The organism is Nostoc sp. PCC 7524 (assembly GCF_000316645.1).
Classification (GTDB): Bacteria; Cyanobacteriota; Cyanobacteriia; order Cyanobacteriales; family Nostocaceae; genus Trichormus.
Genome location: NC_019684.1, coordinates 5,638,550 through 5,654,223, shown reverse-complemented (window position 1 = coordinate 5,654,223; position 15,674 = coordinate 5,638,550). Strand labels below are relative to the sequence as shown.

14 protein-coding genes and 1 tRNA gene are annotated in these 15,674 nt (G+C 43.1%); 3 read left to right on the top strand and 12 right to left on the bottom strand.

Features of this window, described 5'->3' with window-relative positions; genetic code table 11:
* Window positions 1–79: 79 nt before the first annotated feature.
* The 7 genes from NOS7524_RS23020 to mfd all read right to left on the bottom strand — a co-directional run bounded on the left by NOS7524_RS23020 (window position 80) and on the right by mfd (window position 6,665).
* Window positions 80–289 (bottom strand): type II toxin-antitoxin system HicA family toxin, encoded by a 210-nt coding sequence (locus NOS7524_RS23020; protein WP_015140881.1) that lies wholly within the window; start codon window positions 287–289, stop codon window positions 80–82.
* A complete protein-coding gene (locus tag NOS7524_RS23015; protein WP_015140880.1) occupies window positions 286–489 on the bottom strand; it encodes a type II toxin-antitoxin system HicB family antitoxin in 204 nt (67 codons plus the stop codon). Before NOS7524_RS23015 ends, NOS7524_RS23020 begins: the two co-directional genes overlap by 4 nt.
* A 134-nt stretch (window positions 490–623) precedes the next feature.
* On the bottom strand, window positions 624–971 hold the full coding sequence (locus tag NOS7524_RS23010; protein WP_015140879.1) for a DUF5615 family PIN-like protein: 348 nt from the start codon (window positions 969–971) through the stop codon (window positions 624–626).
* Entirely contained in the window at window positions 961–1,344 is a 384-nt protein-coding gene (locus tag NOS7524_RS23005) for a hypothetical protein (RefSeq protein WP_015140878.1), read from the bottom strand. The genes NOS7524_RS23010 and NOS7524_RS23005 overlap by 11 nt, the downstream gene beginning before the upstream one ends.
* 366 nt (window positions 1,345–1,710) lie before the next feature.
* Window positions 1,711–2,418: a DUF6338 family protein gene (locus tag NOS7524_RS23000; protein ID WP_051039209.1), complete on the bottom strand. Its 708-nt coding sequence runs from the start codon at window positions 2,416–2,418 to the stop codon at window positions 1,711–1,713.
* 233 nt (window positions 2,419–2,651) lie between these two features.
* Window positions 2,652–3,008 carry a hypothetical protein gene (locus NOS7524_RS30820; protein WP_015140875.1) on the bottom strand — a complete coding sequence of 119 codons (357 nt, stop codon included), beginning with the start codon at window positions 3,006–3,008 and terminating at the stop codon, window positions 2,652–2,654.
* A gap of 69 nt (window positions 3,009–3,077) precedes the next feature.
* Window positions 3,078–6,665, bottom strand: coding sequence for a transcription-repair coupling factor (gene mfd / locus NOS7524_RS22990; protein WP_015140874.1), 3,588 nt, complete (start codon window positions 6,663–6,665; stop codon window positions 3,078–3,080).
* Window positions 6,666–7,008: 343 nt separating this feature from the next.
* Between mfd and NOS7524_RS22985 the strand changes: the two genes are divergently transcribed.
* Both NOS7524_RS22985 and NOS7524_RS22980 read left to right on the top strand, forming a co-directional pair.
* Window positions 7,009–8,337: a hemolysin family protein gene (locus NOS7524_RS22985; protein WP_015140873.1), complete on the top strand. Its 1,329-nt coding sequence runs from the start codon at window positions 7,009–7,011 to the stop codon at window positions 8,335–8,337.
* Window positions 8,338–8,509: 172 nt separating this feature from the next.
* Complete coding sequence (locus tag NOS7524_RS22980) at window positions 8,510–9,001, top strand: DUF1499 domain-containing protein (RefSeq protein WP_015140872.1); 492 nt, start codon at window positions 8,510–8,512, stop codon at window positions 8,999–9,001.
* Window positions 9,002–9,109: 108 nt separating this feature from the next.
* Here the strand turns inward: NOS7524_RS22980 and NOS7524_RS22975 are convergent, their stop codons facing one another.
* Window positions 9,110–10,291: an aldo/keto reductase gene (locus NOS7524_RS22975; RefSeq protein ID WP_015140871.1), complete on the bottom strand. Its 1,182-nt coding sequence runs from the start codon at window positions 10,289–10,291 to the stop codon at window positions 9,110–9,112.
* A gap of 261 nt (window positions 10,292–10,552) precedes the next feature.
* Here NOS7524_RS22975 and NOS7524_RS22970 point away from each other — a divergent pair, with 261 nt between their 5' ends.
* Window positions 10,553–11,395, top strand: coding sequence for a hypothetical protein (locus NOS7524_RS22970; protein WP_015140870.1), 843 nt, complete (start codon window positions 10,553–10,555; stop codon window positions 11,393–11,395).
* Between the two features lie 110 nt (window positions 11,396–11,505).
* Here NOS7524_RS22970 and NOS7524_RS22965 read toward each other — a convergent pair whose 3' ends face one another.
* The 4 genes from NOS7524_RS22965 to pds all read right to left on the bottom strand — a co-directional run bounded on the left by NOS7524_RS22965 (window position 11,506) and on the right by pds (window position 15,634).
* Entirely contained in the window at window positions 11,506–12,825 is a 1,320-nt protein-coding gene (locus NOS7524_RS22965) for an ABC transporter substrate-binding protein (RefSeq protein ID WP_015140869.1), read from the bottom strand.
* A gap of 188 nt (window positions 12,826–13,013) precedes the next feature.
* Window positions 13,014–13,105, bottom strand: a tRNA-Ser gene (locus NOS7524_RS22960).
* Window positions 13,106–13,278: 173 nt separating this feature from the next.
* On the bottom strand, window positions 13,279–14,211 hold the full coding sequence (gene crtB / locus NOS7524_RS22955) for a 15-cis-phytoene synthase CrtB (protein ID WP_015140868.1): 933 nt from the start codon (window positions 14,209–14,211) through the stop codon (window positions 13,279–13,281).
* Window positions 14,195–15,634: a 15-cis-phytoene desaturase gene (pds, locus tag NOS7524_RS22950; RefSeq protein WP_015140867.1), complete on the bottom strand. Its 1,440-nt coding sequence runs from the start codon at window positions 15,632–15,634 to the stop codon at window positions 14,195–14,197. The genes crtB and pds overlap by 17 nt, the downstream gene beginning before the upstream one ends.
* Window positions 15,635–15,674 lie beyond the last annotated feature (40 nt).

Sequence of the window (15,674 nt, the reverse complement as noted above, 5' to 3'; positions counted from 1 at the left end):
CCTTGACTAATCCTTTCTCTCTATTTTCACCCTATATCATTAGTGCGATCGCACTGAATTATAATCAAAGTTGAGGATATTAGAGTAAATCTTCCTCAGATAGTTGGGCTATTTTCATCAAAGCTTTCAACGTTCCGATTTTTAAATCTTGATTGCGATGAACAGGAATTGAGAGGATTTCGTCTAGGTCAGGGTTTTCGTAGATATGATGACTGCCTGTAATTCTTCGCAAAACCCAACCTTTCTGCTCTACAATCTGACAAAGTTGCTTACCAGAAATAGATTTCATACAGCAATTTCGACAACCTGATCTGTTGATTCAATTGCATTAAAGCTATTGGCAACATCCAGCCAACCTTCAATAGCATCCTTTAAATTAGCCATCACTTCTTCTATTGTGTCTCCCTCAGTAATACAACCGGGAAGTGCTGGAACTTCTGCCCAATAGCCACCTTCTTCTGCTGGATGAATAATTGCTCTGATTTTCATACATTCGTTAAGTTAGGTTTTGAGAATATGCTAACAACCATAGCTGTTTGCACTCAACTGTGGTGCAGGCGATCGCACTAAATTATGATCAAAGTTGAGGGTTATTTTAAGAGCGTAGGGGCAACACACCAAAGTTAATAATTCCATTGATTGAGAATCACAAATTGATTATTTAGTTTGTATTCTGCCGCTTCTAAATTAGCTATTGCCTTGACTATTAACTGATAACTCATATTTTTAGCAACATCAGAATTTTGATAAACAGCCAAAATCCCTGAATGTATTGGGTTAGTTTGATGCAACTCGTGAAAGTCATCACAGTTACGTGTAAGTAGCACTCGTTGATCTTGTCTGGCATAGTCTAGTACGACTGAATCAGGACGATTCATTAAACCCACTAAATTGACCGTGACTACATCATGACCTGCGGCTTGAAGAAGATTGACTAAATATTTTGCTTGAGAGTCTTCGTCAAGCAGCATTCGTAGACTCAAGAGAGACTCCTTTTGCTTCTAGGCGATGGCGTTCTTCATCAGCTTCTAATTTCAATAGTGCTTGATGACTTTCACAGTAACTAATCGCTTCGTAAATGGCAGATATGGGTAAATCCCAATTTTCGGCTGCTTCCTCTGGTGACATCTGATTTACCATCATGTCTTGCCAAACAGTTGAGGCGAGTAGTTTACGTCCTTTAATGTAAAGTTGTTTCCGCCAAGTGTGAGGACGAGCAACTAGGTATTGCCAGTTGTCCATCTGAGGTGCGTCTTGCAGGGATTGGATGACAGCACTAATCAGAGCGAGGCGATCGCTCAAAGGTAGTTTACAGGCTTGTTCCTTTAGTTCTTGCAAGGACATACGAAAACGCTCGAACAGAGGTTGGCATCTCAATTTTAGTACATTTGAGTATTGAGGCTGCTGGTGTGAAAGCGAAATTGGGTGAAGGCGATCGCACTAAAATTATGATCAAAATTGACGGGTTGTTTCAAGCCCCTGATCACTACTAAAACTGAGAAGTTTCTATATAAAGCAATCGCTATAATTCCACTGAAATAAGTGCAATTCTTATTTCAGTGAGTTTATTACTTCAGGTTTCTGGCTTTGAAGCTAGTTAGGAGTTGGTCTTTTTAGGTGGTTGAGGAGGTGGTGCTGGAGGCTTAGGAGGAACTGGTCTAGCTTTTCCTTTAGCACCATCTCTTCTTTCCTCTCTTTGTTCATTGTTCATTAATGGTGATTTTCCTTTTGCTGGGTTAATGAATTTTCAATAATATTATTGTGCATATTTTCAGTAAACTCCCAAGATTGAAACTCAATCATCAGATTCTCCTCCTTATTAAAGGAGATATATAATCCTGGCACGGAATATAGAATTCCTTGTTCTGAGTTTCTATAAACTTCCACATCTCTAAGCAATATTTCATTTTTACCTAGACCATCGGAGAAAGAATCAACCCACCCTCGATACATTAGATCATTTTGAATATCTCTGATAACAATCCAGTGATTCAAGGGAGAATCGAAAACTTTGTTCCATAGACTTATATCATCTAATTTATCAGAAATCTTTAGTTTATTTGCTAGCTTAAACAGAAGGTTATGATTTATCAAGAATGCTGAAGTAAGCCCTACAGGGACTGCTAGCAAAGTTACTAAAGCTATTTCGTTAAAATTTAATTCTGCTTGAGAATTAGTTAGACTTTCCACAAAATAAAAGGTTTGAGTGTTCAAAAAAGTGAGTTTGTTATTTATTAATATAAATATAAAATAATAAATTAAATAACAAACAAACCCGTATGTTAATGAACCCAGCAGAATATCAGATGTCTTAAATTCTTTATGAAACGTCAGTTTACTTATGATATTAAAAGTGATTAGCCCTGGAATAAAAATGAAAATAATTCTAAAAGCAAATTCTGATAAATTCATATTCATTTTATGTATTTAATATCACTATAATTAAATATCTCAACTATATCTGTTATAAAAAGGTGGCTTTTAGTTGTGATGACAAATAAATGTTAACATTTTATGGCGTTTCCTAGTCTGCTGAGGTACAAATTTATCCGCATTTATCTGTGTTCATCTGCGTTTAATTATTGTCATTTGTACTTTAATAGGATAAGAAAGGCTATATTAAGATTTCTATTTAGCTTTGATTCTAGGTTTTATGTTATTAGTGATGTTAGAGATAAACCCTCTCTACCGAATTGCATGCGAGGTTGAGCTATAAGAAATTTTAAACTAAGCAAATCACACATCCCTAATTTTCCTCCCGACTGTCCAAAAATTTGACTATGCAATATTTTCACTAATGAAAATAGCACATCACAACAAACGTCGGTATAGTTCAGCATTTTTTTCAGCACATAATTTGCTGCGTTAATAAAATCGCTTTTTTGTCCACTTAACCATTCTTCTATACTGGCACTTAACAAAGCCTCAAAAGAAATACCGTGGAAACTAGCTATTTCTTGTAACTTTTGTAATTGATTATCGGGAATATCAATAGTAATAGAAGCCATAATTATTTATCTCCTGTATCTGCAAGTAGAGTTTAATATTCATAGAAAAATTCCTCAGTAACTGACTGTTTAAACAACAGCCGCTTCTACGATCGCACCTTGCATTTTGGTCATAGCATCAATTAAACTCTGCAATTGTTGGTCGGCTTTTAGCACTGCTAAACCACGTACAGTCACCTTACCAGGAGAGTAAACGAAACGCGTCTTGAGATGTTCTGGTAAGTTCGCGGCTAATAAATTCCAAGCTGGTTCTTCCATTGGGGTTTCTAAAACAACGTGCTGTTTGTTCTCTGGTTTGATGCGGCTAAATCCTAATTGTTTTGCTAGTTGTTTGAGTTCCATAACGCGCAATAGTTGATTTGCGGGAACTGGTAAATTACCATAGCGATCGCTCCACTCTGCTGCAATCTGCGTTAACTCTTCTTTGGATTTTGCTGCGGCTACTGCACGATATGCACTCATCTTTTGATCAATATCGGGAATATAATCAGCCGGGATAAATGCAGTCAGGTTGAGGTCAATCTGTGTATCGTCAACTTTGGGTATTTCTTGACCGCGAATTTCTCGGATTGATTCTTCTAACATTTCCATGTATAAATCAAAACCGATAGCTTCCATTTGACCGGATTGTTCTGCACCGAGTAAGTTACCCACGCCTCTGATTTCCATGTCGCGCATTGCTAACTGATAGCCAGAACCCAGTTGTGTAAATTCCTGAATCGCCCGTAACCGTTGCCGTGCGGCATCAGATAACGCCCGTTGTTTGGGATAAAATAACCAAGCGTGGGCTTGAATTCCTGCACGTCCTACCCGTCCGCGTAATTGGTATAGTTGCGATAAACCGAACTTGTGCGCGTCTTCAATTAAGATAGTGTTGACGCGAGGAATATCTAAACCCGATTCAATAATTGTGGTACAGACTAAGATGTCTGCTTCACCATTACTAAAGGTGAGCATGGTGGATTCTAACTCGCTCTCGTCCATTTGACCGTGAGCGATCGCAAATCTTCCCCCAGGGATCATTTCTCGCAGTTTAGAGGTTGTTTCTTCAATTCCTTCCACCCGTGGAACTACATAAAATACCTGTCCACCTCTGTCTAACTCTTGACGAATAGCACTCCGTATGCTTTCGGGATTCATCGGTGAAAGGTGAGTTTGAATTGGTCTGCGGGTAGGGGGTGGAGTAGTAATTAAACTCATTTCCCGAATCCCCGATAGAGACATATATAAGGTACGGGGAATAGGAGTAGCGGAGAGAGTCAAAACATCAATTTGGGTTTTCAGGGTTTTAATTTTCTCTTTTTGGTTCACCCCAAATCTTTGTTCTTCGTCGATTACCAACAGCCCTAAGTCTTTGAAGTTTACACCCTTGCCTAAAATTTGGTGTGTCCCGACAACTATATCTAATTCCCCTGTAGCTAAACGCTTTTGAATATCACGGCGTTCTTCGGCGGTGCGGAAACGGTTAAGTAAGCCGACGTTCACGGGGTAGGGGGCGAACCGTTCTTTGAGGGTGTGATAGTGTTGTTGGGTAAGAATGGTGGTTGGTGCAAGTAAGGCGACTTGTTTACCGGAAGTGACGGCTTTGAAAATAGCACGGATGGCGACTTCTGTTTTACCAAAGCCGACATCACCACAGACTAAACGATCCATTGGGCGATCGCTTTCCATATCTCTTTTCACATCCTGCACGGCTTTTAGCTGGTCAGTTGTGGGTTGATAGGGAAAGGAATCTTCCATTTCCTCTTGCCAAGGCATATCTTGGGGGTAGGCATAACCTTCTTGTTGCGATCGCTTGGCGTATAATTTCAGCAAGTCTACCGCTAATTTCTTAATGGCCTTGCGGACGCGGTTTTTAGTATTTTCCCAAGCCTTACCCGTCATTTTATGCAGTTCTGGGGCTTTATCGCCGGTACTGCGAAAGCGAGATAATGAGCCTACTTGATCGGCGGCGACTCTTAGAAGACCATCAGCATACTGCACTACAATGTAATCACGGGTTTCGTCGTTAATCGTCAAGCTTTCTAACTTCACGAATTTGCCAATTCCATGACTTTTGTGAACTACATAATCCCCTGGACGCAGCTTATTGGGGTCAACTTGCTTAGATGCGGCTTTGCGTCGCTTGCGGATATAGCTGGGTGTGGCGAGGGAATGCTGTCCAAAAAATTCTCGGTCGGTGACGATAACTAAGCGGTAAGTCGGTAAAATAAAACCTTCTAGTTCCGCCAGTCCCGAATATTTCAAAGCTACAGGGACATGATTGATTTGCAGCTTGTCAATGGCTTGGTAGTCGCGGGGGTTAGGAATAAACTGTGCTGGACAATCGTGTTCTTGTAAGAGGGAGACAGAACGGGAAGGTTGAGCAGAAAGTAACCAAATCGAGAAATTGCGATCGCGTTCTTGGCGTAGTGTATCCGCGAGTTTGGCAAATTGATGCGGTGTCACAGGTACAGGCCGACTAGCTAAATTAATTCCGCCATTTTCCTCGGCTATTTCTGATAGGTATAAAGTTTTAAATCTAGTAACATCAACGAGACAGTCATCAAAACAACGATGAATTTTGGGTAATTGCAGCGAACCCAACTCATATTCCCCAGTTCCTAATGACCATTGTTCCTCCGCATTTTCCACCCAGCGATCGCTATGAGCATGACATTGTTCTGGCTCATCAATGGCAATTAGGGTATCCTCTGGTAAGTAATCCAGTATCGAAGCCGGCTTCTCATAAGCTAACCCTAAAAATCTCCGACTACCTTCTATAATTCCTGTGAGTGGAAGCGGGAGTTGAGCAGTGTCCTGAGTAGCAATTTCCGAGCCAGAACTCAACTCAGAACTCAGCACTTGGAACTCCGCACTATCTTTGAGTGCTTCTAAGATAATAGGAGTGAAGCTTGTAGGGGTGAGGGTAATTTGTGCAACTTTGTCAAGGGCTGAACGTTGAGTTGCCGGATCAAATTCCCGGATTTGCTCAATTTCATCGCCAAACCACTCCAACCGGACTGGCAACTCAGAAGACACAGGAAAGATATCCACAATATCACCGCGCCGACTCCATTGACCTTCTGTTTCTACTAGCGGTACGCGTTCATACCCCAAAAGAGTGATTTTTTCACTAAAGGAATCCAGATCAAATTCCATCCCCCGCTTGAGGGTGAGACATAATGGCGTAAAAGCTGCTGGCGGCGGTAAATGCGGTTGTAATGCACCCACAGTAGCCACAACCGCCAAGGATCGCTGCACTCCGGAATTAGGGAGCGGGGATTGGGTACTAGACAGACTTTTTTCTTCCCTGTCCCCAGTTCCCACTCCCCAGTCTCCACCCCCCAAATCCGCCAACACCTGCATTTGTCCCCAAGTCATTTCGGTTTCAGGATCAAAGGGTTCGTAAGGAGAAGCTTCAGATGTAGGGTAGAAATGCACAGTTTGCCATCCCATTGCTTCTAACTGTGCATAAGCGCGCCCAGCTTCTTCCAAAGTCGCACAAACTACTAACAAATTCCTGTTAGAATTTTGAGCTAATGCTGAAGCTACCAAGCCTTTAGGTAGGCGAGGAATACCGTTTAATCGCAAATCTTGTTGACGATTTAACTTAGAAAGTAACTCAGTGGTGAGTGGCGATCGCCCCAAGGCACGCACAATAGAAGAAAATGCCATAAGTTCTACTAGCGGAGGAAGTCTTTCCTGATTTAGAAAGTATAGTGACGGCTATGTTCACCATTTTAAGTGCTGAGTGGTAAGTCAATGGTCAATAGTCAATAGTGAGATAGTGCGTTTCTGTCGCCTTGCGTCGGAAAGCAACTATCGAACCCTTAAGATCAATAGTTTTCTCTTTCCTCCACTCTGCGGGTAGGCTTACGCCATCGTAAAAGAAGCTAAAGCTACATCTTCCCAATCCCCAATCCCCAATCCCCAATCCCCAGTATCTTTATTAGAGAACTTTCATACTACATACTAAGGATTAAGCGAAGTTCGCTCTTGAATAGCGGCAATTCATAATATGTCTTCCATAACCTTTGAAATTTTAATTATTCTGGTATTAATTATTGCCAACGGTGTGTTCTCGATGTCTGAAATGGCAATTGTTTCAGCGCGGAAGGTGAGGCTACAACAGCTAGCCAATCAAGGCGACGCTAAGGCCAGAGCAGCCCTGAAGTTAGCAGAATCTCCGAATAATTTCCTCTCTACAATTCAAGTAGGTATTTCCCTCATCGGTATCCTGACTGGTGCTTTTGGGGGAGCTACAATTGCCAGCAGATTAGCCGTACACATAAGACGCATACCTTTTTTAGCACTTTATAGTGAAGCAATTTCCTTTGGAATAGTAGTTTTGATTATTACGTACTTATCCTTAATTGTTGGTGAATTGGTGCCAAAGCGTCTGGCTTTAAACAACCCAGAACGAATTGCTGCAACTGTTGCTATTCCGATGCGGGCTTTAGCTGCCTTAGCTTCTCCGGCGGTGCATCTGTTGAGTGCTTCTACAGAAATGGTGTTGCGAACTTTGGGGATTACACCTTCTGAGGAACCGCTAGTGACTGAGGAAGAAATTAAAATCCTGATTGAGCAAGGGACAGAGGCGGGAACTTTTGAAGCAGCCGAACAAGATATGGTAGAGCGAGTTTTTCGTCTAGGCGATCGCCCTGTTAATTCTTTTATGACCCCTCGTCCTGATATTGTTTGGTTAGATTTGGACGATTCTCAAGAAGAAAATCGGCAAAAGTTAAGTGAAAATGCTTATTCTCGTTATCCTGTCTGTCAGGGGGGACTGGACAATGTTCTAGGTATGATCCCAGTTACGGACTTACTCGCTAGGAGTTTTCGCGGAGAACATCTAGATTTAACAGTAGGACTACGCCAGCCTGTATTTGTCCCAGAAAGCACCCGTGGCTTAAAAGTTTTGGAGTTATTTAAGCAAACTGCAACTCACATGGCGTTAGTTGTAGATGAATACGGCGTGATTCAAGGATTATTAACTCTCAATGACATTATGAGCGAAATTGTGGGTGATGTTCCAGCTACCCCAGGAGAGTATGAACCCCAAGCTGTACAGAGAGAAGATGGTTCTTGGCTATTGGATGGGATGTTACCAGTAGAAGAATTTTTGGAACTGTTTGGGATGGTGGAATTGGAATTTGAAGAACGGGGTAGTTATCAAACCCTAGGAGGTTTTGTCATCACCCATCTAGGCCGTATCCCCACTGCCGCCGATCATTTTCAATGGCGAGGTATGCGGATTGAAGTCATGGACATGGACGGTAATCGCGTCGATAAGGTGCTAGTTGTGCCGAAAGTTAATCAAGGAGACGAAATAGAGGCTAAAAGCTAGACAGAAATCTCTTCTAGTCTCTTGTAGGGTGCGTCAGAAGAAATAATTTGGTAAAAACGACATATTTTGGACATCTGACGCACCCCACTATGCGCCAGTCCTAAGTAGGAAGATTGATCGCAAATAGCTAAGTGCTATTGTAATCTTTGAAACTTTTAGGAGTAGATTGATCATGTCCAGTCTAATGAGAGCGATCGCACACCGACTTTTGCAAAGTATCACTTTGGTAATATTCCTGATCCTGACGGTAATTTTAATACTTCCTACCGCTACTTGGGCTGAATCCTCTGACGTTGGAGTTGATCATAGTCATCTGAGTGCTTGTCCACCTTCCCCTAACTGTGTAGTTAGTCAAGATGCTGATCCCAAACACGCCATTGACCCAATTGTTTATCATGTAGATCGCGATACAGCACGAGAAACATTATTAAAAGTTCTCACCGTTCTTCCCCGAACCGAGGTGATAGAACAGACAGATAATTACATCCATGCTCTTTCTAAAAGTCGTATCTTCAAATTTACTGATGATGTAGAGTTTTATTTCCCTGCTAATGAGTCAGTAATTCATATGCGTTCTGCATCTCGCATCGGAGAGTCAGATTTAGGTGTCAACCGCAGGCGTTTAGAGCAAATTCGGCTAGCTTTGAACGATTTAGATATCTAAATTTTAACCAGCCGATATTAGCAGTGATTTGGGGGATATCAGCGAGTAGAGGTGAAAGTTTCTACCCCAATCCCCAATCCCCAATCCCCAACCCCCAATCCCCAACCCCTAAGTCCTCGATAGACGCTTCACTTCTTCCCCAGCTAACATCTGATGAGCTTGAGCCAAAAATTGTGGGATTTTATCAGCGTGAGGACTGTGAGCAAGGCATTGTCTGAAGTCTAGTTCATTCACTTTATCGGCTTTGTTGCCAGGAAACCAATGACTACCGTTACCCAGCAGGTTGTAACGCATTTTGGCATAGTCTACCAAATCGTAGGCAGTTGCTAGATTCCACAGCCATAGAACGGTGTGGATATTTACCTGTCCTGGTGTGTCTTGCCATTGAGGTAAGTTGACGTGCCAAGTTTTTACCCAATTTTCTCCCAAAGTGGCGATCGCTGCCTCTTCCAACTTGGCTAAAATTGACGGTAAAATCTCTGCTGCTCGGTCTAGTAAGTCTAATGTTTTCAGGTGTTCGTCAAAATCTTGGGGTTTCGCTGCGCCCAAACTCAAAGTATGCACTTGTGGGTGACTCAGGCAAAACAAATCATTGAACACCATCGGACTCAGAGGCGCACAAAGATTCACTAACTTTGCTGGTGGATTATATAGTTTTCCCCCTTTATCGGAGGGACTAATAATAAACACCCCCATATCATGACGAGTAGCGGCTGCAATGGCTGGCCAATTCCATTGATTGATGTAATACCAATGCAGATTTACATAATCAAATTGATTAGTATTAATGGCATCAATAATCACATCTGTAGCACCATGAGTGGAAAAGCCGACAAACCTCACTTTCCCTTCTGCTTGCAATTGTCTTGCTACATCTAAACAGCCACCAGGACGGATACTGTAATCTAACAACTCGGCATTATTGATACCATGCAAACCTAGTAAGTCTACATAATCTAGCTGAAGATAGCGCAGTGATGTTTCAAAAGTTTTGCGGAATTCCTTCCCATCTGCCACAGGAGAGACTTTCGTTTGCACAATCAACTGTTCACGGGGAAACTTGGGTAATATTTTCCCTAATTGCATTTCTGAGCTACCATACCCACGGGCAGTTTCAATATGATTCATGCCCAATTCAACTGCTCGGCGAATAGTTGCTTCCAAATTGGCTTGGTTATCCGCAGGAACATCTGATTGAGCAACATCTTGCCATTTATATTGATATCTCATACCGCCGCAGGAAAACACCGGTATCTGTAATTCTGTGCGTCCGAATCGTCTGTACAGCATCAGTTATTTTGGAATGATCACCAATTTTAAATCTACAAAAAAAATTAGGGGTACGCCCAAACCTACTCCTCCGTCAAAATCAGGATAATTTATCTGTTCATTTTTGCTGATCTCATCTCTTCTTTTTCCGTCCGTTTAAGGATGTAATAAGGGATTTTATGATGCTAAAGTGTGGATACTGCCCCAAAAAGTCAAAATTTCTGGAATTAATCCACCAATAAAGAAATTATCTACTGTGGCAACATTTTGTTAGGAGTGAATGTGAATACTATTTTTGTTCGTCAAGGTTTTTCTTGGTTATCCAGTTTAGCGACTGTGGCGGTTGTGGGTACTGGCTTACCTGCTAATGCTCAAACACTACCTCCAGTTGAAGTTGCTAGCAATGCAGTGTCTTCAGAATCATTGAGTGCTGAACTAGAGACTGAACACCAAAACTTCTCTTTTGCCAGTGAAACAACTCCCAACTCTGCCTCTGATGATGTAATTGCAATACAGCAGTTTCCTAGTGCTGCTATCCAAGATACTACTAGCCGCACAGTTACACCCATCCCAGGAACAGTAGCGACTTCATCCGCAATTCTTTTTTCTCCAGAGTCTACACAAGCTGTTCCAGCGTCTACACAGCCTGCTGCTCAAGCAACTGATACCAGAGTGGCACAATCAGATATTAATGTGGGTAGGGCTACCCGTGGTGGCAGAAGCTACATTGGTGTTGCAGGTAACATTGGTATAGACGGGGGTGAATCATCTTTGGGTGATGGTAATTTTGCAGCTGTCAGCAAGATTGGACTCACTAACGCAATTTCTATCAGACCTTCGGCTGTATTTGGGGATAACACGACTATTCTGATTCCTGTCACCTACGATTTTCGGTTTAGACAGGTAGATCCATTTGATGAACCCCTAGCGATCGCACCTTATGTAGGGGTTGGTGCAGCTATCAAAACTGGCGATGACTCCAAAACCGCTTTTTTAGTATCCGGTGGTCTTGATTTCCCCCTAAACTCGCGATTTACCGCCACAGCTGCTATCAATGCCGGATTTTTTGATCAAACTGATGTGGGCTTATTATTAGGTGTTGGCTACAATTTCTCTGGTTTCTAATTAATTTGAACCACATATCACAAATTTGTAGGGTGCGTCAGATTGACGCACCCTACAGACTAAGTAATAAGTGAGATACCCACTCATTACTCATTACTCAGCACTTTTAATTACTGCTTAGGAGTAACTTTGTCAATTACTGTCAGCTTGCCATCATCTTGTACTGTCCACACATCGTAAACACCGACAACATCCCCATTAGCATCGACATCTACGTTACCGCTAGCACCTTGGTAGTTAATATCTTTACCTTCTTTGAGTAACTTCAGACCTTCACAGACATCAGTTACTTCTACTCCCGGTGCATTAGATACTTCCCGGATTTTATTAGCGATACCAACACCTGTGTTTTCTTTGGCGGCTTGTGCTGCTAAGACTAACAATGCCGTAGCATCCCAAGCTTGGGGAGCAAATTCCCCTGGAGAACCACCTTTTTTAGATTGCCAAAGTTTTGTAAAAGCTTCTAATGCTTTGCCATCAGAACCTGGTACTGTCCCAATCACTCCAGAGACAATATATTTACCATCATTGGTTTTACCGACTTGAGCTGGGAATTCGTCTGATTTCATGCCGTCTGTCAACATGACTTGTACACCTTGAGACAGACCTTGCTGATATGCTGATTTCAAAAGTAGGCTACCTGTTTCTACATAAAATACACCCAAGACTGCATCTGGTTTACCCGCAAAAGCAGCTGTTGCTTCTGTTTCAAAAGTAGTAGCTTTCGGGTCATAGCGTACAGGATTATTTTTATTAACTATAGTACCGCCTAATTTTTCAAAGGCTTGCACAAATGCTTTTTCAAAACCAACCCCGTAGTCATTATTAATCACTACGGTAGAAACACGTTTGAAACCTTTTTTCTGAGCAAGTTCGGCTAAGGCTGGGCCTTGGTAGCTATCGGGGGGAACTGTACGCGCCCAAAATCCCTTAAAATCACCTTTTTGCGCCTTTTCGGTAAAGACGGGACTGGTACTACCCGGTGAAATCAGCATGACTTTATTTTGAGCAGCTATGGAAACAGCAGCTGTAGAAACACTGCTAGCAAAAGAACCAACGACACCAGCAACTTTATCGATGGTTGCTAATTTAGTCATCCCGGCTGCACCCGCTCTGGGGTCTGTTTGGTCGTCTACAGATACTAGAGTCACTGGTTGATCATTCACACCACCACAAGCATTAACTGTTTCCACCAACAGAGGAACGGCTGGTGCCATTTGCTGTCCAATAGATGCTAAATCACCCGTAGTTGGCAGTAGGGAACCTATTTTTAACCCTGTACCACCGCCAGATGTGGTGTTAGTTGCTGGGGTGGCGGTGGCATTGTTCGCTGTATTCTCAGTAGTGTTGGTTGTTGTACAAGCTGCCATGAAGAACCCGGTTGCTACAGTAGCTAAACTGAGGGCAAGGGCAGCACTAATTCTTGGCATAATTACTTTCACTCTTCCAATATGTGGGAGCCTGAAAGTGAGATACAAACTAGATTTTTAGGTTAGCTTGATCTTATCAAGACTCTAAAGGTTAAATAATAGCATCTACCTTTAGATGTAAAAGATTTTACGCCAGGATTAATATTTTTTTACAATTCAGAAAATCTGGATTCTCTGGAGTCGAAAAACGGAGAGGGAGGGATTCGAACCCTCGGTACGGAGTTGCCTGCCGTACAACAGATTAGCAATCTGCCGCTTTCGACCACTCAGCCACCTCTCCACGGTCACGAAGATTAATGTTAGCAGTTTTTTTCTAAAGAGTCAACAGTTAATTTTGAAAACAGGGAACAGGTGACACGGAACTTTTAAGAAGCAGGGGAGGCAGGGGAAGAAAAATCCAATGCCTAATTCCCAATGCCCAATGACTATTGACTGTGGACTATTGACTAAACCTTATAACACTTGCGATCGCATCCAAGCTATGGGTAGGGTGCGTAGCTTTTTCCATTGGGGAACGTAGGCACGCTGATTAAAGACGTTGTAATCGTTGCGTTCAATCGCATCCAATATCTGTCCGTAAAGCATGGATGCTGCCCAAACTGGCCAGCGAGCATCGGGTGCTAGATATGTAATGCCCTTGTCTGCCTTGATATAGAATTGCCTCGCTCTGTCAATTTGAAAGCGCATCAACGCCCGCCAGCGTTCATCTACCACACCGTTAAAAAAGTCTTGCTCGGTGTAGTTAAAACGTGCCAAGTCTTCTAGAGGTATGTAGATACGTCCGCGTCGGGCATCTTCTCCCACATCCCGCAGAATGTTAGTGAGTTGATTGGCAATTCCGAGGGCGATCGCTTCTTCTGTGGGAATATATGGTGGTTTATCCTGTTGCCACGGTGTTGCATTAGCAGTTTTGTCTACTTCCATCACGGCTGTTGACATCAAGCCAACGGTGCCAGCGACGCGATAACAGTAGAGGTATAACTCCTCAAAGGTTTCATAGCGACTACGGTATAAATCCATACGCTGCCCAGCAATCATATCTCGAAAGGGCTGAATGTCTAGGGGAAAGCGTTGGAGAGTATCTACCAATGCTACGTCGTAGTTTTCTATGGGATGACCCGCAAACAGTGACTCCAGATGCTGTTCCCATCGGTCTAGGGTTTCTGGTGTGGTAATGGCAGCTGCGGGGCCGTCTACTAATTCATCTGTCCGGCGACACCAAGCATAAATTGCCCAGATGGCTTGGCGTTTTGCCGGACTCATCAGTAAAGTACCCAAGTAAAAGGTTTTGGCATACTTGGCGGTGAGATGCCGACAAAGTTTGTAGGACTCATCTACAGAGACCAGCGTTTTCATGCGCGCTTTGGAATCAGGCAGTTGCAGCATTCGTTGCAGGCGGTCGGGTTAGCGTTTGCAGGTTTGAGGCATTTGCCATCGGCAGTGATTCGCAGATCGCCTGCGCTGTTAGCTTACCAGAAAGTACAGCCCCTTCCATACTGCCTAAATAGCGTTGCATGGTGTAACTCCCAGAAAGAAAGAAGTTGGTAATGGGAGTTTGTTGGGGTGGACGATACTGTTGACGACCAGGAGTCGCTTTGTAAACAGAACGCGGCGTTTTCACTACATGAGATTTGAGCAATTTGGCGGGATTTTCTCCCCCAAAGTGATCAGGAAAGAGTTTTTCCAACTCAGTCATAGTTGCAGCCACAATTTCCTCGTCAGATTTGCTAATCCAATCTTTGGCCGGTGCTAGAACTAATTCCAGCATGGAGCGATTGGGGTCAGCATATCCACGGCAGGTATTGCTCATATCAGCATAAACGCTGAGGAGGGGCGATCGCGAAAATAACAGGTGATCAATGTCTGTTAATTTCCGATCAAACCATAGATGCAGGTTAATGACTGGCACACCTTCCAAACCTTCTAGCTTTTGGAAAAACTCCATTTGCTTCCAAGGTTCTGGCAACATGACTTTTAACGGGTCAACTGACATGGCTGACACGTAACAGTCTGCTGTAATCTCTTCATCTGGTTCGCCATTTAACCCCCGCAGCAAGAATCCTTTTACTGTACCATCCGGGTTAAGCAAAATTTCTTTTAAGGGGGCATTGAGTCGGACTTCGCCACCACGTTCGGTGATGTAATCAACGATGGGTTGGCATAGTCGTTCTGTAGGTGAACCATCCAAAAATGCGATTTTAGAGCCGTATCTTTCTTGGAGAAAGCGATTTAAGGCTGTGAGGAGAATTGTGGACGAAACTTCATCGGGATTGATAAAGGTTAGTGCTTTGCAAGCAGCGATAAACACGTCACTGGTGACGCGCTCACCTACGCCTTGTCTTTCCAACCACTCTAAGAAGCTGTACTTGTCCATTTCTTCGACATACTGCTGACCTCTCACCACGGCTGGTAGTAGGCCAATAGCGAAGCGAATCTTCTGCTCCCAAGTCAACATATCGTTGTTACGCAGAATCGACGCAATCACGTTGAAAGGAGCGGGGATATCCGGCACATCAAAACGTGAGTATGTTCCTGGCTTCTCTGGTTGATTAAAAATTAGTGTATGTTCTTTCCACTGGAGTCTGTCCTCAATGCCCAATTCCTTGAGCAACTGGAGCATATTGGGATATGCCCCAAAGAAGGCGTGCAACCCAGTTTCATACCAGTCGCCGTCAGAGTCTTTCCACGCTGCCACTAATCCACCCAATACGTCTCGACGCTCTAAGACAATGGGAGTGTGACCTGCGTCCGTGAGATATTTCGCGCAGGAAAGTCCTGCTAGACCAGCGCCCGCGATCGCTACTCGCATTTAAACCTACTGTTCTTCAATATTTCTTAATTGTTTTGCC

Coding starts and splice junctions, on each gene's coding strand:
- NOS7524_RS23020 (WP_015140881.1), bottom strand. CDS start 289: ATGAAATCTATTTCTGGTAAGCAACTTTGTCAGATTGTAGAGCAGAAA.
- NOS7524_RS23015 (WP_015140880.1), bottom strand. CDS start 489: ATGAAAATCAGAGCAATTATTCATCCAGCAGAAGAAGGTGGCTATTGG.
- NOS7524_RS23010 (WP_015140879.1), bottom strand. CDS start 971: ATGCTGCTTGACGAAGACTCTCAAGCAAAATATTTAGTCAATCTTCTT.
- NOS7524_RS23005 (WP_015140878.1), bottom strand. CDS start 1,344: ATGTCCTTGCAAGAACTAAAGGAACAAGCCTGTAAACTACCTTTGAGC.
- NOS7524_RS23000 (WP_051039209.1), bottom strand. CDS start 2,418: ATGAATATGAATTTATCAGAATTTGCTTTTAGAATTATTTTCATTTTT.
- NOS7524_RS30820 (WP_015140875.1), bottom strand. CDS start 3,008: ATGGCTTCTATTACTATTGATATTCCCGATAATCAATTACAAAAGTTA.
- mfd (WP_015140874.1), bottom strand. CDS start 6,665: ATGGCATTTTCTTCTATTGTGCGTGCCTTGGGGCGATCGCCACTCACC.
- NOS7524_RS22985 (WP_015140873.1), top strand. CDS start 7,009: ATGTCTTCCATAACCTTTGAAATTTTAATTATTCTGGTATTAATTATT.
- NOS7524_RS22980 (WP_015140872.1), top strand. CDS start 8,510: ATGTCCAGTCTAATGAGAGCGATCGCACACCGACTTTTGCAAAGTATC.
- NOS7524_RS22975 (WP_015140871.1), bottom strand. CDS start 10,291: ATGCTGTACAGACGATTCGGACGCACAGAATTACAGATACCGGTGTTT.
- NOS7524_RS22965 (WP_015140869.1), bottom strand. CDS start 12,825: ATGCCAAGAATTAGTGCTGCCCTTGCCCTCAGTTTAGCTACTGTAGCA.
- crtB (WP_015140868.1), bottom strand. CDS start 14,211: ATGCTGCAACTGCCTGATTCCAAAGCGCGCATGAAAACGCTGGTCTCT.
- pds (WP_015140867.1), bottom strand. CDS start 15,634: ATGCGAGTAGCGATCGCGGGCGCTGGTCTAGCAGGACTTTCCTGCGCG.